Source organism: Acinetobacter sp. WC-743, assembly GCF_000335555.1.
GTDB lineage: Bacteria > Pseudomonadota > Gammaproteobacteria > Pseudomonadales > Moraxellaceae > Acinetobacter > Acinetobacter bereziniae.
In genome coordinates this window covers 1-17,768 of the sequence record NZ_AMFQ01000019.1, presented here as the reverse complement: position 1 = coordinate 17,768, position 17,768 = coordinate 1, and the positions used below count along the sequence as shown (strand labels likewise).

Below are 17,768 nucleotides of genomic sequence, written 5' to 3'. Positions count from 1 at the left end.
TTGAGAAATTAAGGCTTATTTAGATCCTTTAATCCCTGCTTGTAATAATAATGCGCCTAAACCACCAATTTTATTTTCTTGAGGTTTTGCTGCCTGAGGCTTTTTGTCATGACGAGGTGCTTTGTCCTTATTGTCATGATTTGGACGACCTTGCGGTGGACGCTTACCTTGTGGCTTACGTTCAGCACGTTGTTCATTGTTATTAAACTCACGCTTTTGACGAGGTGCTTTAGCAGGTGCTTCAGAACCTTCAGGGCGCATCGACAAATTCACACGATTACGTTCAGCATCTACTGTCAACACGCGCACTTGTACAATTTGTCCTGGTTTAACAACTTTATGTGGATCTGCAACAAATTCATTGGCAAGTTCAGAAATATGGACTAAACCGTCTTGATGTACACCAACATCAACAAATGCACCGAAGTTGGTCACATTGGTAATTACACCTTCGAGCTGCATGCCCTCGGTTAACTGACTCACTTCAGTAATATCTTCACGGAATTTAGCCGTACGGAATTCTGGACGTGGATCACGACCTGGTTTTTCAAGTTCACTTAACACATCTTGAATAGTCGGTAAACCAAATTGATCATCCACAAAATCTTCCGCTTTGACCTGACGGATAATTTCAGTATTACCAATAATATCTTTCACTGTAGTCGCTTTGGCTTCAACAATCTTATTGACCAAGCCATAAGACTCAGGATGAACAGATGATGCATCCAAAGGCTCAGAACCGTCTTGAATACGCAAGAAACCTGCAGCTTGTTCAAAAGTACGTTCACCCAAACGAGGGACATTCTTTAATGCTTGACGATTATCAAAACGACCATTTTCCTTACGGTAATCGACAATTTGCTGCGCAATCGCCTTATTCAAACCAGCGATATAACCCAAGATTGCAGGAGAAGCAGTATTGACATCCACACCTACAGCATTCACACAGTCTTCTACCACTGCATCCAGTGTTTTTGCCAAATTGGTTTGATTCACATCGTGCTGATATTGACCTACGCCAATTGATTTCGGATCAATTTTAACCAACTCAGCTAAAGGATCTTGTAAACGACGCGCAATAGACACCGCACCACGAATCGCTACATCAAGTTCAGGAAGTTCAGCAGAAGCCAACTCTGAAGCAGAATATACTGATGCACCTGCTTCACTGACTGAAACACGGGTTAAGTTAAGATCAGTATTCTCAGCCATCATTTCAGCGACAACTGCTTCAGTTTCACGGCTTGCTGTTCCATTACCAATAGCGATTAAATCTACATTGAATTCACGGCACAGTCTTGCCAGTTCTGCAATTGAACCCGCCTTATCTTCTTTAGGTGCAAAAGGATAAATGGTGCTGTGTGCCAAAACATCGCCTGAATTTGAAACTACAGCAAGTTTCACACCTGTACGGATACCAGGGTCAACACCCAGTGTGGTACGAGAACCAGCAGGTGCAGAAAGTAACAAATGACGTAAGTTTTCAGCAAACACATTCATTGCTTCTGATTCAGCAGCAAGGCGTTTTTCAGTCAATAATGAATGCTCGATGGTCGGACGTACTTTGCCTAACCAAAACAGTTTTGCTGTTTGTTTTAAAAAGTCTTGACGAGATTGTGGTTGAACTGTCTCAAGATTATATTCGGTTTCAATACGTGAAAGTGGTGCATGATCTTCACCATCAACTTTAAGACCAAGCACATTTTCTTGACGACCACGCAGCATCGCCAATAAACGATGTGAAGGTACTTTGTTGAGGTTTTCAGAGAAATCAAAGTAATCACGGAATTTCTTACCGACTTCTTTTTTCTCTTCAGATGCAACTAAACTCTTCAACACAGCGGTTTTTGCAAAAGTCGTTTTCAACTCTGTTGTCAAAGGAATATTTTGTGCCCAATCATCAATAATGATGTGTTGAATCGCATCTAATTGACTTTCAACATCTGGATATTCTTCATGGCTAAAACCAGCCAAAGCTTCTGTAGGATCAACTTGCTCTGCAATAATTTTTTCTGCGATAACACCAAGACCCGCTTCTTTTGCTTTAAAAGATTTACTGGTACGTTTTGGACGATACGGTGCGTAAAGCTCTTCTAAGGCATTTTTTGTTTCAGCGGCATTTACACGAGCGAGCAAATCATCTGAAAGTTTATTTTGTTCTTTTAAAGATTCGATTACTTTTTCACGGCGTTCAAATAAATCACGTAAATAAACAAGGCGCGTATCGAGTTGGCGTAATTGTATATCGTCTAAACCCTGTGTTACTTCTTTACGGTAACGTGCAATAAATGGAACACTAGAGCCTTCATCAATCAGTTTAATGGCAGCTTCTACTTGGTTTGGACGTACGGCAAGTTCACTTGCCAACTGCTGAACTAAGTCAGTCATCGTGTTTAATTCCACAAGGATAAGGACTAAAAGTTAGTGATTATAAAGACCGAGACCATAAAATCCACAATTGTTTTGCAAATTAGTAATGAAAAAAGTGATAAAAGTTCATTTTTCTTGAGTTTTTATCATGCAATCGGGTATTTCACTCTGACCTTGTGCGTTCAAATTGCTTTGTAAAATAATTTTTCCAAGCTGCCATTTCGCCCCTTTTCTCTGACCGCCACCAAAACGGTTGAAATATTGTAAAGAACACGATTGATAACCCGGTTTAGTGACTTTCTCTTGAACAAACACTGGTGGTGCTTCCATATACATGATTTCTTTCAACAAAAAAGCAGAATAGCGCTGCTCTTTTAACTGAAAATCGCCATTTTGATTGGTTTGAGTTTCTCCCACTTGAACATATGCAATAGGTTGTCCACGACCATCAATCACTTGTCCAGAGATCTCTGGTCGAGATAATCGGCTAATACATGCAGTTAAACAAAAGCTTATTGCTAAAATACATAAAAGTTTCATTTGCAAATGGTATGTTTTTTTATTTATAAACATAGAACGATCTCAAATATTTGTAGATGTTGTCTTTTGGTTTCAAAACAGCCGGAAAATTGTATTTTTGAGCAATTTGATACATAGTCTTAACAAGCGCTTAGGCATTATACTGAGATTGATGAATATTTATAATTTACAACATTAAGGGAGTACATCATGAGTTTGGTTGTACCTGCTGAAAATACAGATGTCGTACAAAACGAAACTGACCGTGTCGAACGCATCTTAGTGGTCGATGATGATGTGCGTTTACGTACCCTTTTACAGCGTTTCCTTGAAGATAAAGGCTTTGTTGTTAAGACAGCCCACGATGCAACACAAATGGACCGTCTATTACAACGTGAGTTATTTTCACTCATCGTTTTAGACTTCATGCTTCCTGTAGAAGATGGTTTAAGCATTTGCAGACGCTTACGCGCATCCAATATTGATACACCTGTCATCATGCTCACAGCACGTGGCAGTGACTCTGACCGTATTGCTGGTTTAGAGGCTGGTGCGGATGACTATTTGCCAAAACCGTTTAATCCAAATGAATTATTGGCACGTATCCGTGCTGTTTTACGTCGCCAAGTTCGTGAAGTTCCAGGTGCACCAAGCCAAAATGTAGAAGTGGTTTCGTTTGGTCCATGGTCTTTAGATCTTTCAACGCGTACTTTGACACGTGAAGGGCAAGTAGTCACCTTGACCACAGGTGAATTTGCCGTGTTGAAAGCGCTGGTACAACATCCACGCGAACCATTGACCCGTGATAAATTGATGAATTTGGCGCGTGGTCGTGAATGGGGCGCAATGGAACGTTCAATTGATGTTCAAGTTTCACGTTTGCGTCGATTAATCGAAGAGAATCCAGCACGCGCACGTTATATCCAAACTGTATGGGGCGTAGGTTATGTCTTTGTTCCAGATGGTGCGGAATAATAAAGCGATATATGGTATCTCTATTTGCTGAACGCATGAGATATTGACTTATGGGTGACATTTTTGAATAAGGAATGTCACCCATATTTTATTGCACAGAATAATGCTTTTATGAATTAAGCTTTTAGATGACTTCTAAATGGGCTTAATCTTATCAGCCATGAAACCTCTGCCATTACATAGAAATAATTGTATGAAGATCAAATTTGCAATGCCTCGCTTTACATTTAAAGTTTAAATCGCTTTGCGTAGCCGCTGCCTCACTTTTCAGAGATGAAAAGATGACAAAAATCTTCTGTTTAACAGGGGTCTTGCGCTGCAAACAAAGCAATGCTTTGTTTTTTGCTCATATACCCCCCACCCAAGATGGCGACATCCATGCCGGATCACGATAGAAAGACCATCTATGTTTCAGAAGCATTTAAAATGTATGTAAACATTCAATGCGCATTTTTCGACCATCTCAAGAGGTCGAATTGGTTACTAAAAATAATAAAAGAAGCAAATCATCATAAAAATTAGACTTTCTTATTCAATCAAACAATCTATTTTGACTAGATTAAATTTTATGAGTTTATTTTTATTCAAATCACAAGTGCTAGATCAAGCATAGATAAAATCACAGTTTTATTATTGCTATAAATTCATCATTGATTAAACTAAAATCATTGCATCACACGATATTATCGAGTAACAGGATCAATCTGTGAAATTAGAACCCATAGACCCACAAGAATTTACTGACTTTGTCGCTTACAAAGAACGCAAACGCACACCTTGGGAACGCTTTCTCGATAAAATCAAACCACGTTCAGCAGCAATGCGAACTACGGTTCTGGTCATATTTGTGGTTTTTTTTAGCCTATTTATGTCTCTTTGGTTTTTCTGGAAAACACTCTATCTTCCAGAAATTCAACAACATGCACGTTTTCTGGCAGTTGAGCTTGAGATGGTCAACAATCCTCGCTTGCAGATCTACCACGACGATATTCAGTTAGATATTGATGAGTGGTTAAAACAGCGTGTTGGTGTGGAATATGTTACAGACTCTAAAGACTATCCAAATGTTAAAGATAAAATTATTGCTGATTTCTTTACCAATCGCATTGAAAAGCAATTGGCAGAAGAATTAAAAATTAAGGACGTAACGGTTTACTTCCAGTTTAAACCTAGTCCACGTATCTGGGTACAAACGCCTGAAATGAATGGGAATTGGGTTCGTGAACCGTTAAATACCTATGCGAATTATAGTCCAGAACTTATTTTAGCTTGGTTATTGGGGATTCCATTAATTGCTGCAGCCATTATTTTGACATTGGTTAGACAGTTGAATCGCCCATTACGTCGCTTACAACATGCTGCAAATAATTACAGTAAAACAGGTAAAGCGCCTTATCTTGAAACCAACCATGGACCACAAGAAATTCGCGAAGTTAACCAAGCTTTTAACCATATGATCTATACGCTTGAACAAACTGAACGAGATCGTCAAATCATGTTGGCTGGAATTTCACATGATTTAAGAACACCGCTGACTCGGATTCGTTTAAGTGCAGAAATGATGTCTGATGATGACTTCTTAAAAGAAGGACTGATTTATGATGTCGATGATATGGACGCCATTTTGAGCCAATTTATCTCTTATATGCGTGATGGTTCAGATGAAGAGCTACAAGACACCAATATCAACAGCTTACTACAAGAACTAGTGATTCAGTTTAAGCCTTTGGATATTCGCTTTACACCTCAAGAATTGCCAATCATCACCGCACGTTCGCTCTCCCTCAAACGCTTGATTGGTAATTTGATCAACAATTCTAAACGCTATGGTGCAGAACCCATTGAATTGAGTGCACTGGTTGAAAATGAACATATCAAAATCTGTGTTGCGGACAATGGTGAAGGTATCCCTGAAGATCAGATTGAAGACTTAATGCAACCCTTTGTACGCGGTAATGCTGCACGTACAGTTCAAGGCAGTGGTTTAGGGCTGGCAATTGTGAAGCGAATTGTCGATATTCATCAAGGTGAACTGTCTATTTCCAACCGCCCTGAAGGTGGTTTACAAGCCATCGTCTCCCTACCACTTTCGATAAAAGTTGAGGAAGAACCGACACCTACAAACCCTATTCAAAAAATTAAGCAAAGTTTGAGTGATCATTTTTAATGATCGCTCAATAATCAAACAAACAGTTTTGTTTATTTATCAAACAGACAACATTATTTCATTAATAAATAATAACTTAAAAACCATCACTAAAATTTATACCCGCATTTATTGAAAAAATTAGACCTTAGCATTAGAGGCATGCACAATTTAGTTTGAGGGCGGTACAATCCGTCTAGTTTTGAACAAGAATTGAGCGTAAACCATGTCTTTAGATCGTATCCGTTTAGCATCTCTCCATGACAAAGTCATGAGCGCAGAACAAGCTGCAACTTTTATCCAAGATGGTATGACTGTGGGGATGAGCGGCTTTACTCGTGCAGGCGAAGCAAAAGCTGTACCTTTAGCACTTGTAAAACAAGCCAAAGTAAATCCTCTCAAGATTACATTGATCACTGGTGCGAGTTTAGGTAATGATCTAGACAAACAATTGACTGAAGCAGGTGTACTTGCTCGTCGTTTACCGTTCCAAGTCGATAACACATTACGTAAAGCCATCAACAAAGGCGAAGTGATATTTATCGATCAGCATTTGTCAGAAACTGTTGAGCAAATGCGTAATCTTCAATTGAAAAAACCTGATGTTGCTGTGATTGAAGCCATTGCAATTACTGAAGATGGCGGCATCATTCCAACCACTTCTGTAGGTAACTCTGCAAGCTTTGCAATTTTTGCTGAAAAGGTGATTGTTGAAATCAACACCAATTTAAGCCCTGCTTTTGAAGGCTTACACGATATTTATATCCCAACCTATCGCCCTACTCGTCAACCCATCCCATTAACACATGTTGATCAACGTATTGGTACACCTGCAATCAATATCGATCCTGCAAAAATTGTCGGTATCGTGATTAACAGCGAATTCCATGACTCTCCATCAACAGTGACTTTACCGGATGATGAAACGCAATCGATTGCAAACCATTTGATCGCATTCTTTGAAAAAGAAGTTGAAGAAGGTCGTTTGCCTGCGAACCTTGGTCCATTACAAGCAGGAATTGGATCTATTGCCAATGCAGTATTAACAGGTCTGAAAGAATCAAACTTTGAAGACTTAGTGATGTACTCAGAAGTACTTCAAGACTGTACTTTTGAATTGATTGATGCGGGTAAAATGAAATTTGCTTCAGGTTCATCAATTACGCTTTCTGCTAAATATGGCGAAAAAGTATTTAACAATCTTGAACAATACAAAGATAAATTGGTTTTACGTCCACAAGAAATTTCAAACCATCCTGAGTTAGTTCGTCGTTTAGGTATCATTGGTATCAACACTGCACTTGAATTCGATATTTACGGCAACGTCAACTCAACTCACGTTTGTGGTACCAAGATGATGAATGGTATCGGTGGTTCAGGCGACTTCGCGCGTAATGCACATTTGGCTATTTTCGTAACCAAATCAATTGCAAAAGGCGGTGACATTTCTTCTGTTGTACCATTTGCCTCACATATTGATCATGCTGAACATGATGTTGATATTCTGGTTACTGAACAAGGTCTTGCAGACTTACGTGGTTTAGCACCACGTGAACGTGCACGCGCTGTAATCGATCACTGTGCTCACCCAATGTATCGTGATGCCTTAAATGATTACTTTGATCGTGCATGTGAAAAAGGCGGTCAAACACCTCATATTCTTCGTGAAGCGCTTTCTTGGCACTGCAACTTTGAAGAAACAGGTCATATGTTAACCACACAAGATCAAGCTAAAAAATCTGCATAATCTTTTAGCTCAATAAAAAACGCCCAAAGGGCGTTTTTTATTGTCTGTTGCTTTAACAGGTTGATATGTTCGTTGCAAAAAATGGCAATCAAATAAAATAGCTCTGCGAGCTATACATATCCACTTGCTCACAAAGCTTAAATGATCTTGCCTAGTCGACCATCTTTTCCTCGATAAATGCTACACCTGACTGATCCTGATTAATCATATCTACGGCTTTTTCAGCAATCATAATGGCAGGTGCATTGGTGTTTCCATTGACCACTTTAGGCATGATGGACGCATCCACCACACGTAAGTTCTGAATACCATAAACACGCAATCGTGGATCAACCACAGCCATTTCATCCACGCCCATTTTACAACTTCCTACAGGGTGATAAACTGTGTCTGAGCGATCTCGTAAAACCTGCCGAATCTCCTCATCCGTGTGGACATTTGCAGTAAACAAATCTTCTTTGATCATGCTTTTAAACGCCTCAGACTGCATTAAAGTTTGCGTGAGCTTAAAACCTTTGACCATTTCTTCTAAATCAGACTCTTCTCCATAAAAATTTGGATCAATCAATATTGGATCGTCGATACTTGGACCACTGATCTTGATCGTGCCACGACTTTTTGGGTTCAGTAAGCATACATGACAAGAAATGCCATGACCTGTATGTAAAGTCCGAGCATGGTTATCAACCAATGCGATCACAAAGTGTAATTGTAAATTCGGTACTTTTTGCTCTGCTGAGCTTTTAATAAAACCGCCACATTCAGCAAAATTAGTCGTAAGCAAACCACGCCGCTCTTTTCGATAACGTCCAATTTGCTTGATTAAATCAATAGACCCGGGGATGGATAGCCCAAAAGTTCCCTGTATTTCACGTACTTTATAGCCAAAGATAAAATCAGGATGATCATGAAAATTCTTGCCCACGCCGGGTAAGTGTTTTTTCACCTCAATCCCATGTTCCATTAACTCATGCTGGTCACCGATGCCAGATAGCATCAAGATTTGAGGTGACTGCATTGCACCAGCACTGAGTAGCACTTCACGTCGCGCACGGATCTGTTTCAATTGACCATTCTGCTTATACTCCACACCCACAGCTACACCGTTTTCGATTAAAATTCGCTGGGTTTGCGCTGAAGTCTCAACTGTTAAATTTTTTCGTTTAAGATGTGGAAAGAGATAAGCCCGAGCTGAACTACAGCGCTCACCATTAATATGAGTGACTTGATAAATGCCTAAGCCTTCCTGCTCTTCGCCATTAAAGTCATCCAAAATTCGATAGCCCTGCTGTTTCGCAGCTGCAAGATATTTTTGTTGAAGTGGATTGTCACTGTGTAAATCAATCACAGACAATGGACCATCATTACCATGATATTGATTTTTAATTCTTTGATTATTCTCTGATTTAATGAAATAAGGTAAAACCTCATCATATGACCAGCCTGTATTCCCTAAAGCCGACCAATCATCATAATCTTGTCGATGTCCTCGGATATAGACCATTGCATTGATTGCAGATGATCCACCCAGACACTTACCACGTGGTTGGTAGCCTTTGCGACCGTTCAAACCTTTCTGAGGAACAGTTTCAAATGCCCAGTTATTAATTTTTGTAGGGATGCTAATGACCGCTGCACAGGGAACCTCGACTTTCCAGCCATCTCCAGTACCACCTGCTTCAAGCAAACAAACAGAAACCTGTGGATTTTCAGATAAACGACCAGCCAAAACACAACCTGAGCTTCCACCACCAACAATAATATAATCAAATTCCTGTTTATTCATATGAAATTCCATTTTTGTTTTAAATTATTCCTCAATCATTATGCATATTTTCAAGCAATAAAAAATAATCATTCGTAACCGCACCATTCCATCCCAAATTTAGAATGTCTATCAAACATTTACGCATTGTCTAAAAAATCAACTTATCAAGATGCACTTTTTATATTAATCTGATGCAAACATTCTTTTAAAAACAAGAGATAAAAGAAAGCTATGTTTATCATTAGGCAGTTTCAGGAAACCGACTTAGATGATGTCATCGCACTTTGGGAGACATGTGATTTAACACGTCCATGGAATAGCCCAGAGATTGATATCTTCCGAAAAGTCGCTCAAAAAGATGGATTATTTTTATTGGCGGTCAAAGATGAACAGCTCATTGCTACCGTGATGGGCGGTTATGACGGACATCGTGGCTGGGTAAATTATCTTGCCGTGCATCCACATGATCAACGTAATGGCGTGGCAACAGCCCTCTTACAACAGCTTGAAAAGCGCTTGGTTGCATTGGGCTGTCCAAAGTTGCAACTGTTGATCCGTAAAGACAATATTGATGTACAAAGTTTTTATGAGCAATTGGGCTATGAAGAGATTGAGGTGGTTTGCTTAGGTAAGCGGCTGATTCAGGATTAAGAACAGCCTCATCAAATTAACCTCATCATGGGTCTAATGCTATCGGTTAAAAGTGAGGCATCATCTACACCGCGTTAAAAGTATTTATTGCAATGCTGTCGAAGTTTCAGAGCTGTACGTATAGCTAAATACACTTAAAACCTATAACCATAAGCAATTCCCAAAATATCCTGACTCATTTTAATTTTAGCCTCACCACCACCAAATGCAGGAGAAATTGGTCCTTTCACCTCATTTTCCAAGGCATGTGTATAGGCAATACTGAGTTCTTGATGAGGATCAATATCCCATGTTGCACCGACACTGAGATGGTCTTGAATGACACCAGGCGCAAGAATATTTAAAAAGACCTCTTGCGCTGGAATGGGCTGATCATTATGGCTATAGCCTGCCCTTAAAAGCAGTCGAGGGTGTGCTTGATAAGATACCCCCAATTTATAGACATTGATGTCTTTCCAACCAAATCCAGGACCCTGTGGAGAACCAAAAAGCTGCCCCTGCTGTAGCTGCCCGACATCAAATGAATGTCCAACAGATTTCACATCTGAATAGTTAATCCGTTGTACATCTGCTGCAATGGTGAATTGAGGGCTTACTTTTAATGCTGCACCCACTGCATAGTTTTCAGGAACATCAAAATCTCCATGTTCAGCAAATAATCCCCGATATTGATCAAAACGATCAGCATTGATTTTTGAAGCATAACTCGCACCTAAAGTTAAGCGATCATTGAAGAATATGCCTGACCAGCCCACTCGTGCTCCTAGACCTGTAGCACTCTGCTTTCCTCGATTACTGAGGTTTGAAGCATCTGAAGAAAATCCAGCAAAACCCTGAATTCCCCTTGCCTCAAAACGTTGATATAAAATATTCGTTGCAACACCCACAGATTGATTTGCAGCATATTTCCAAGATACCGCAGGAGAGACAAAAACTTGCGTTAAATCGACCCCAGCCGTGCCCCTATTGCCAAATGCAGCAAACGGATTATCCTGATAGCCTGTATTCATGCCACCATTGCCATACACTGCTAAACCTAATGCCACTTGGTCATTGATTTGATGATTTAAAGCAATTTCTGGCAATACAAAATACGCTCGTCCATTGCCATCATATGAGCCATTCGCATTCGGCAGTTGATTTGCAGTGATGTTTGCAGAACGATCAGGTGAAAAAATACTCGCCCCAATGTCAATACGGTTTCCAACCCAACTTAAACCTGCTGGGTTATTAGCGATGCTGAGTGCATCCTGAAATTGAGCGATCGATACACCTGCATTACCTTGGGCTTTTACACCATAGGCATGCATAAAATAGCCTGTTGTCGCAGAAGAATTCGAGCTAAATAAAACCCCAGCAATTGCCAGCCCCGTAACTTGAGATATAAATTTCATTGAATCATCTTATCTTTAAATAATATATAACTAAGTATATTGTTAGCCATATATCTTGTAATCCAAGATAAAATGAGATCATTATTCTATTTTTTCATAAAACACTTTTTCTTGACTTGTTTCACTCGACCTAGGCGCAAGAATACAGGAAATTCTATTTTTAAATCTTCATATTCACTGCTTAGTTGTTCAGCCAGTTCAAGTAAGGGATGATCTTGATTTTTTTCACAATAATGTTTAATTGCCGACCATGTCGATAAATATTTTAACAGTTGTGCTGCTGACCATTGATACTGCATTTTAAAACTGGCAACGGTTATTTCTTCAAATGGGAATGGAATCGTCTGATATTCTTCGTCAATATAACGGCGCTCAACATCCCAATAACCGTTTAATTTTTTAAAATATACATCCTGAATCATGGAATGAATGACTTTATTCTCAACTTGAATTAAACCATATCCGATGACAGCAAGGATTCCCTGCGGTTTAAGTGTTCTTTGAACTTCTTTATAAAACCCGTCAAAATCAAACCAATGAATTGCCTGCGCTACAGAAATTAAATCAAAACTGTGAGCTGCAAATGAGGTGTGTTCAGCCGATTGAACCTGATAGCTAACATTATCAAAATAAGGTGCAAGCTGTAGTTGTTTTTCGCTCAAATCGGTGGCAACAATATGATCAAAATAAGGAGTCAGTAGTTGAGTGAATTGTCCTGAACCTGCACCACAATCCCATGCAAAGCTACGCTCAGGAACATGATTTAATATTTCCTGAACCACATCCTGTGGATAACTGGGTCGTGCTTGTTGATAAAGCGCACTGCCTGATGAAAATAAATCTTTCATTGTTTTTTATAACAATCTATTCGTTTTATAAAAATTTATTCTACGTCATTTCCACATCAGCTCAAGGCATTTTGTAAGACAATTAAAATCATTCCTCTGCACCGTATTTTAATCGGTTTATTTTCTAGAACGCTCACAATGACATTGAACGCTAAAAATAGGCAATAAAAAACCCCAAACAATGTTTGGGGTTTTTCAAATATGGTGGCGAGACCCAGGATCGAACTGGGGACACACGGATTTTCAATCCGTTGCTCTACCTACTGAGCTATCACGCCGATGCGGTGTATTAAGCCGTATCTGTATTCAATAGTCAATAAAAATCATGACTTTTTTATTCAAGCGAATATTTTTTACCCAAAAAAAATCCCTGATGGGATCAGGGATTGAAATCTTAAAGATTTTTAAATATGGTGGCGAGACCCAGGATCGAACTGGGGACACACGGATTTTCAATCCGTTGCTCTACCTACTGAGCTATCACGCCGATGGGGCGTATTAAACAATTTAATCCATAAGCCGTCAAGTATAGAAAGCATTAAAATCATTCAACAGTCTATTTTTACAACAAAATCAGCCTATTTACGCGCTAATGGATGCTTTTTCACACATATTTGAGCCATATATTGTTTGAATGATCTCGATTAGCATAACCAATTTGCGCATATTCCGTTTTTGAATCTGTTCAAAATGCACTTAAAACTAACCATTTCACCATTCCTTGTTCTTGAGCAACTTGTTTTTTGAGCAAAGCAAGCAAAAGCAATGACTCAAGCTGCTTTAGGCATTCAGAAACTCAAATCGCTTAGATTTTACCGAGATGCGCTAAACAACGATGTATTGCACCGCAACCTGGCTCAAAGTTCTTTACACCCTTTTCTTCTTCAATTCGGCAAACTTCCTCAACCAAACGTTCAGCAACTCCTCGCCCTCGATTGGCTGGATGTACCACAATATTTTCTAAAGTTCTGCTTTCACCTTGTCCAGTACACCATAATGCCCCAATAATCTTTGTATTAAATTCTGCGACATAAAGTAGGGTATAATGAGCCAAGTTTTGCTCAAGTTGTTCTATGGCGTCATGACCATCCCCAAATTCGGGACTGGTGTCATATAATCGCTCAAGCTGATCGCGAACTTCTTCATTTTCTAGTGAAGTTTTAGCATGTACGGTAATAGGCATTGATTAACCCTCCTGAGCAATCTAATATGCTGTCACTTTCGTCACAGCGAAACATCTTTACATCAAACTTTTAATTTTTGACGTTTTTTGAGGAACGTGTCTATGGCGCAACGTATCAGTGAAGTGGTAAGAAACACCAACGAAACTAAAATTCGAGTTCGTGTGAATCTTGACGGTACTGGTCAAGGCACGCTCAATACAGGTGTTCCCTTTTTAGACCATATGATTGATCAAATCAAGCGTCATGGTTTATTTGATATTGATATTCATTGTGATGGTGACTTGGAAATCGATGATCACCACACCGTAGAAGATTGTGGGATTACGCTAGGACAAGCTTTTGCACAAGCGCTTGGCGATAAAAAAGGCTTAAAACGTTATGGTCATTTTTATGCACCACTTGATGAGTCTTTAAGCCGTGTCGTTGTTGATCTATCAGGTCGCCCAGGATTGTGGATGGATATTCCATTTACTCGTGCGCGAATTGGTAGCTTCGATGTCGATTTATTCTCAGAATTTTTCCAAGGCTTTGTTAATCATGCCTTAATGACCCTGCATATCGACAACTTAAAAGGTAAAAATAGCCATCACCAGATCGAAAGTGTGTTCAAAGCGTTTGCTCGCGCACTACGTATGGCATGCGAAGTTGATCCTCGCGCTGAAAATACTGTTGCTTCTACCAAAGGAACCTTGTAATGACCCGTATTGCCCTTCTTGATTATGGCATGGGAAACCTTCATTCAGCAGCTAAAGCACTCGAACATGTCGGTGCAACTGTAGATGTGACCAATGATCCAAAGCTGATTGCTCAAGCAGATAAAATTGTATTTCCAGGTGTGGGAGCAATGCGTGACTGCATTCAAGGCATGCATGAAGCAGGAATCGATGAAGTTGTACGTCAAGCTGCCTTCAATAAACCTGTGCTGGCAATATGTGTCGGTATGCAGGCTTTACTTGAGTCATCTGAAGAAAATGGTGGCACTCAAGCGCTGGGTATTTTTGATGGCATGGTCAAACATTTTCCAGATATGGAGGGATTAAAAGTTCCTCACATGGGCTGGAACCAAGTCCACCAAGCTGATCCTAGCCATCCAATGTGGAAAAATATCGAACAAGATGCGCGCTTCTATTTTGTACATAGCTATTATGTTGAACCTAAAGATTCTACACTGATTGCAGCAACATGTGATTATGGTTTGCAGTTCTGTACCGCAATTCATAAAGAAAATCTATTTGCTACACAATTCCATCCAGAAAAGAGCCATACAGCAGGTTTACAATTGCTGAAAAACTTTGTGGAATGGAATATTTAACACCTCAAGATAAAAAAATCAGAGCCAATTTAAATTGGCTCTGATAACTCAAATTGCTACAAAAAATAAAGTTTTAAACTTTTGACTACTTGGTCTTTTAGACACACTCCAATAAAAACTTTAACACTTATTGATTCAATGGCTTATAGATGAAAAACAACACGCTCATCAATGATGCACTACTTCATCCCAATGGACGTTTTGGGCGTTTATCACTCATTGCATGGTTAACCATTCTCACCCTTATTTTATGCTCCCTAAATCTTTATATCTCATTACAGATGTTGAATACCGACGAAGATTTTAAGCAAATTGAACCTTTGGCTTTGTTTTTATGGGCGACCTTACACATCTCATGTATCTATACATTTTTTATACTCATCATTCGTAGACTGCATGATCTTAATCGTTCTGGTTGGTGGAGTGTGTTGATTTTAATCCCGATTGTACAGGTGCTTTTTTTGTTTTTAATCTTTGTCACAGCTGGCTCTTTTCATAATAATCAATACGGTAGCAGTAGATTAACACCTATTTGGGGAAAAACCGTTGCACTGATCTCAATCATTTGCACCCCCATCTTAACCATCGTGGTCATCTATATTTTGGCGATCTCTCCCCCACCGAAAACTGATCTGCAAATCGAATTTGAAGGATCTCATCACGTGATGCAACCATCACGTTAATCTTTGGTAACAAAGCCACCCTCTAACGGTTCAACATTGATTTTAATCTCTGCTTTTAAGTTTAAAGCGGCATAACGATCTTTAATCTCATTGATTAACTGCTCCATGGTGGCATGGCTTAAATCCAGTTCAGATTCAGCATATGCCTTACTCACAAGTTCCGTTTTGTCTTGCTGTTTAGCTTCCATATTCCAACGTTCAGTCATACCCACTAAACGTGCCAATTCAATTAAACTTTGTGCGCTTGAAGGTGTAGAATTATGTAGCCATTTACTCATTGTACCTTTTGAAGTTTCCAGCACATTGACAATATCACTGGCCTTTATATTTTTATCTTGAATCAATTGCTTTAAACGTTTTGCACCTTCGATAAAAAGATCATCCTCTTTTTCTACCATCTGCTTGATTCCTGTAATTTCATCTCACAAAACTATCATCTTTTATTCAAAGTTTGTTATAACACAATATCGTTAAATTTTTTTATGCCTTACCTGCTCAATTTTAGTCGACAAAGCAAGTAATTTATGAAATTTCAGCTACCCCTGAAAACTGAGAGCTAAAATTTGTGAATGATCAAAGCCAACAACTCCCAAGCAAGGAACAAATTCTAAGCTTTCCACGTTTTGAAAATTTGCCTTTAAATAAAATTGTGGTGATTAATACGCTGGAACAGTGTCATGAAATTTCAGAAGAATTAGCAAAAGCGACTTTACTCGGCTTTGATACAGAGTCAAAGCCAACTTTTACAAAAGGTGAAGTTCAGACAGGACCTCATTTGATTCAACTTGCCACTGCGGAGAAAGCTTATTTATTTCAGGTTTCGCCTGAAATTCTAAACTTTTTAAAACCCCTTTTAGAAAACACAAATCAACTCAAAGTGGGCTTTGGTCTAAAAAATGACTTACATTTATTTCGTAAAAAAGGGGTAGAACTACATCGTGTGATTGAGCTTTCCAAACTTTTCTCAAGCTTCGGGTTGACCAGTCCATTAGGCATTAAAAATGCGATGGCGCTCCTATTTCAGGTTCATTTTCCTAAAAGTAAATCAATAAGTACCTCGAACTGGGCGAAAAAAAATCTGACCATTCCTCAAATTCAGTACGCCGCAGCAGATGCTTATGCGCCAGTTCTTATTTTTAAGGCACTTCTCGATTTAAATTTAATCCCAGTTGATATCATCAAAATCACGACTGAATTGGGGATCAATGAAAATAAAAGCCCCAACTGACACTTAGAAATTGATCAAGTTTTTGCTAAGATGAACGCCAATGAATTTCTATGAGAATAGGCAAGGAGCGAAAGCATGCTGATCATCCCTGCAATAGACCTGAAAGATGGTAAATGTGTACGTTTAAAACAAGGTCGTATGGAAGACGATACTGTATTTTCTGATGATCCAGTTGCAACGGCACAACATTGGGTAAATGAAGGTGCACGCCGTTTACATCTGGTTGATTTAAACGGTGCTTTCGCTGGTACACCAATCCATAAACCTGTGGTTGAAGCAATTGCCAAAGCGCAACCTGAACTACCGATTCAAATTGGTGGTGGTATCCGCTCTTTAGAGACGATTGAGCATTACCTTGATGCAGGTGTGTCTTTTGTGATCATTGGAACCAAAGCCGTTCAAAACCCTGAGTTTGTCGAAGAAGCATGTCAAAAATTTGCAGGTCATATCATCGTCGGTATTGATGCAATGAACGGTATGGTTGCTACAGATGGCTGGGCAAATGTGACTGATGTAAAAGCGACTGATCTTGCAAAACGTTTTGCTGATGCAGGTGTATCAAGCATTGTTTATACAGACATCGCACGTGATGGCATGATGCAAGGTGTCAATGTTGAGCAGACTGTTAATCTTGCACAATATTCAGGTCTTCCTGTCATCGCATCAGGTGGTGTTACTAACTTAGATGATGTACGCAACTTAAAAGGTCAACCAGGTATTTTAGGTGCAATTACTGGACGAGCAATCTATGAAGGCACGCTCAATCTACGTGAAGCTCAATTATTGTTGGATGACCAAGCATTCTAACTTCAGTTAATTTGTAGAAAGAGAACCGTAAGGTTCTCTTTTTGAGCCTGTAAATAAAACTGTGTAAATGTCCAAATCTTAGTACCCTGTAATAGGGATAGATGGAGACATCCACAATGGATCACAGTCAATTGAT

General features: G+C 39.3%; 16 protein-coding genes and 2 tRNA genes. 9 read left to right on the top strand and 9 right to left on the bottom strand.

All coding sequences use genetic code 11. The annotated features are described in order from the left end of the window. Positions 1-15: 15 nt before the first annotated feature. Together ACINWC743_RS03085 and ACINWC743_RS03080 are read right to left on the bottom strand one after the other, a co-directional pair. Entirely contained in the window at positions 16-2,388 is a 2,373-nt protein-coding gene (locus ACINWC743_RS03085; protein WP_009584348.1) for a Tex family protein, read from the bottom strand. 108 nt (positions 2,389-2,496) lie between these two features. Then, positions 2,497-2,943, bottom strand: a complete 447-nt coding sequence (locus ACINWC743_RS03080; protein WP_009584335.1) for a carboxypeptidase-like regulatory domain-containing protein — start codon at positions 2,941-2,943, stop codon at positions 2,497-2,499. Between the two features lie 156 nt (positions 2,944-3,099). Between ACINWC743_RS03080 and ompR the strand changes: the two genes are divergently transcribed. The 3 genes from ompR to ACINWC743_RS03065 all read left to right on the top strand — a co-directional run bounded on the left by ompR (position 3,100) and on the right by ACINWC743_RS03065 (position 7,757). Beyond that, positions 3,100-3,864 carry a two-component system response regulator OmpR gene (gene ompR / locus ACINWC743_RS03075; protein ID WP_004825449.1) on the top strand — a complete coding sequence of 255 codons (765 nt, stop codon included), beginning with the start codon at positions 3,100-3,102 and terminating at the stop codon, positions 3,862-3,864. A 706-nt stretch (positions 3,865-4,570) separates the two neighbouring features. Continuing rightward, positions 4,571-6,031, top strand: coding sequence for an ATP-binding protein (locus tag ACINWC743_RS03070; protein WP_005034388.1), 1,461 nt, complete (start codon positions 4,571-4,573; stop codon positions 6,029-6,031). A 205-nt stretch (positions 6,032-6,236) separates the two neighbouring features. Next, a complete protein-coding gene (locus ACINWC743_RS03065; protein ID WP_009584346.1) occupies positions 6,237-7,757 on the top strand; it encodes an acetyl-CoA hydrolase/transferase family protein in 1,521 nt (506 codons plus the stop codon). A 151-nt stretch (positions 7,758-7,908) separates the two neighbouring features. On the opposite strand, the gene ACINWC743_RS03060 is transcribed toward ACINWC743_RS03065, so the two are convergent. Then, entirely contained in the window at positions 7,909-9,543 is a 1,635-nt protein-coding gene (locus ACINWC743_RS03060; RefSeq protein WP_004825462.1) for a GMC family oxidoreductase, read from the bottom strand. A gap of 213 nt (positions 9,544-9,756) precedes the next feature. Here ACINWC743_RS03060 and ACINWC743_RS03055 point away from each other — a divergent pair, with 213 nt between their 5' ends. Next, entirely contained in the window at positions 9,757-10,176 is a 420-nt protein-coding gene (locus ACINWC743_RS03055; protein ID WP_004825465.1) for a GNAT family acetyltransferase, read from the top strand. A gap of 134 nt (positions 10,177-10,310) precedes the next feature. Here ACINWC743_RS03055 and ACINWC743_RS03050 read toward each other — a convergent pair whose 3' ends face one another. From ACINWC743_RS03050 to ACINWC743_RS03030, 5 genes are all read right to left on the bottom strand, one after another. After that, a complete protein-coding gene (locus ACINWC743_RS03050; protein WP_009584345.1) occupies positions 10,311-11,570 on the bottom strand; it encodes an OmpP1/FadL family transporter in 1,260 nt (419 codons plus the stop codon). An 86-nt stretch (positions 11,571-11,656) separates the two neighbouring features. Further along, entirely contained in the window at positions 11,657-12,418 is a 762-nt protein-coding gene (locus ACINWC743_RS03045; RefSeq protein WP_009584350.1) for a class I SAM-dependent methyltransferase, read from the bottom strand. Between the two features lie 202 nt (positions 12,419-12,620). Continuing rightward, positions 12,621-12,696, bottom strand: a tRNA-Phe gene (locus ACINWC743_RS03040). A gap of 133 nt (positions 12,697-12,829) precedes the next feature. Next, a tRNA-Phe gene (locus tag ACINWC743_RS03035) sits at positions 12,830-12,905 on the bottom strand. 318 nt (positions 12,906-13,223) lie between these two features. After that, positions 13,224-13,601 carry a GNAT family N-acetyltransferase gene (locus ACINWC743_RS03030; RefSeq protein WP_005034402.1) on the bottom strand — a complete coding sequence of 126 codons (378 nt, stop codon included), beginning with the start codon at positions 13,599-13,601 and terminating at the stop codon, positions 13,224-13,226. A 102-nt stretch (positions 13,602-13,703) separates the two neighbouring features. On the opposite strand from ACINWC743_RS03030, the gene hisB reads away from it, so the two are divergent. The 3 genes from hisB (at position 13,704) to ACINWC743_RS03015 (ending at position 15,597) form a co-directional block, all read left to right on the top strand. Further along, on the top strand, positions 13,704-14,297 hold the full coding sequence (gene hisB, locus ACINWC743_RS03025; RefSeq protein ID WP_004825477.1) for an imidazoleglycerol-phosphate dehydratase HisB: 594 nt from the start codon (positions 13,704-13,706) through the stop codon (positions 14,295-14,297). After that, positions 14,297-14,914, top strand: a complete 618-nt coding sequence (gene hisH / locus ACINWC743_RS03020) for an imidazole glycerol phosphate synthase subunit HisH (protein WP_004825479.1) — start codon at positions 14,297-14,299, stop codon at positions 14,912-14,914. The genes hisB and hisH overlap by 1 nt, the downstream gene beginning before the upstream one ends. 149 nt (positions 14,915-15,063) lie before the next feature. Next, positions 15,064-15,597: a DUF805 domain-containing protein gene (locus ACINWC743_RS03015; RefSeq protein WP_009584351.1), complete on the top strand. Its 534-nt coding sequence runs from the start codon at positions 15,064-15,066 to the stop codon at positions 15,595-15,597. Here the strand turns inward: ACINWC743_RS03015 and ACINWC743_RS03010 are convergent. Further along, complete coding sequence (locus ACINWC743_RS03010) at positions 15,594-15,995, bottom strand: transcriptional regulator (RefSeq protein WP_004825483.1); 402 nt, start codon at positions 15,993-15,995, stop codon at positions 15,594-15,596. The two genes, ACINWC743_RS03015 and ACINWC743_RS03010, sit on opposite strands and share 4 nt — an antisense overlap. A 167-nt stretch (positions 15,996-16,162) precedes the next feature. Here ACINWC743_RS03010 and ACINWC743_RS03005 point away from each other — a divergent pair, with 167 nt between their 5' ends. Both ACINWC743_RS03005 and hisA read left to right on the top strand, forming a co-directional pair. After that, a complete protein-coding gene (locus tag ACINWC743_RS03005; RefSeq protein WP_009584342.1) occupies positions 16,163-16,825 on the top strand; it encodes a 3'-5' exonuclease in 663 nt (220 codons plus the stop codon). A 75-nt stretch (positions 16,826-16,900) separates the two neighbouring features. Further along, positions 16,901-17,632: a 1-(5-phosphoribosyl)-5-[(5-phosphoribosylamino)methylideneamino]imidazole-4-carboxamide isomerase gene (gene hisA / locus ACINWC743_RS03000; protein ID WP_005034409.1), complete on the top strand. Its 732-nt coding sequence runs from the start codon at positions 16,901-16,903 to the stop codon at positions 17,630-17,632. Positions 17,633-17,768 lie beyond the last annotated feature (136 nt).

Excerpts from the sequence above, each read along its gene's own strand:
- ACINWC743_RS03085 (WP_009584348.1), bottom strand. The coding sequence starts at position 2,388 with ATGACTGACTTAGTTCAGCAGTTGGCAAGTGAACTTGCCGTACGTCCA.
- ACINWC743_RS03080 (WP_009584335.1), bottom strand. The coding sequence starts at position 2,943 with ATGTTTATAAATAAAAAAACATACCATTTGCAAATGAAACTTTTATGT.
- ACINWC743_RS03055 (WP_004825465.1), top strand. The coding sequence starts at position 9,757 with ATGTTTATCATTAGGCAGTTTCAGGAAACCGACTTAGATGATGTCATC.
- ACINWC743_RS03060 (WP_004825462.1), bottom strand. The coding sequence starts at position 9,543 with ATGAATAAACAGGAATTTGATTATATTATTGTTGGTGGTGGAAGCTCA.
- hisA (WP_005034409.1), top strand. The coding sequence starts at position 16,901 with ATGCTGATCATCCCTGCAATAGACCTGAAAGATGGTAAATGTGTACGT.
- ACINWC743_RS03065 (WP_009584346.1), top strand. The coding sequence starts at position 6,237 with ATGTCTTTAGATCGTATCCGTTTAGCATCTCTCCATGACAAAGTCATG.
- ompR (WP_004825449.1), top strand. The coding sequence starts at position 3,100 with ATGAGTTTGGTTGTACCTGCTGAAAATACAGATGTCGTACAAAACGAA.
- ACINWC743_RS03015 (WP_009584351.1), top strand. The coding sequence starts at position 15,064 with ATGAAAAACAACACGCTCATCAATGATGCACTACTTCATCCCAATGGA.
- hisH (WP_004825479.1), top strand. The coding sequence starts at position 14,297 with ATGACCCGTATTGCCCTTCTTGATTATGGCATGGGAAACCTTCATTCA.
- ACINWC743_RS03030 (WP_005034402.1), bottom strand. The coding sequence starts at position 13,601 with ATGCCTATTACCGTACATGCTAAAACTTCACTAGAAAATGAAGAAGTT.
- ACINWC743_RS03050 (WP_009584345.1), bottom strand. The coding sequence starts at position 11,570 with ATGAAATTTATATCTCAAGTTACGGGGCTGGCAATTGCTGGGGTTTTA.
- ACINWC743_RS03045 (WP_009584350.1), bottom strand. The coding sequence starts at position 12,418 with ATGAAAGATTTATTTTCATCAGGCAGTGCGCTTTATCAACAAGCACGA.
- ACINWC743_RS03010 (WP_004825483.1), bottom strand. The coding sequence starts at position 15,995 with ATGGTAGAAAAAGAGGATGATCTTTTTATCGAAGGTGCAAAACGTTTA.
- hisB (WP_004825477.1), top strand. The coding sequence starts at position 13,704 with ATGGCGCAACGTATCAGTGAAGTGGTAAGAAACACCAACGAAACTAAA.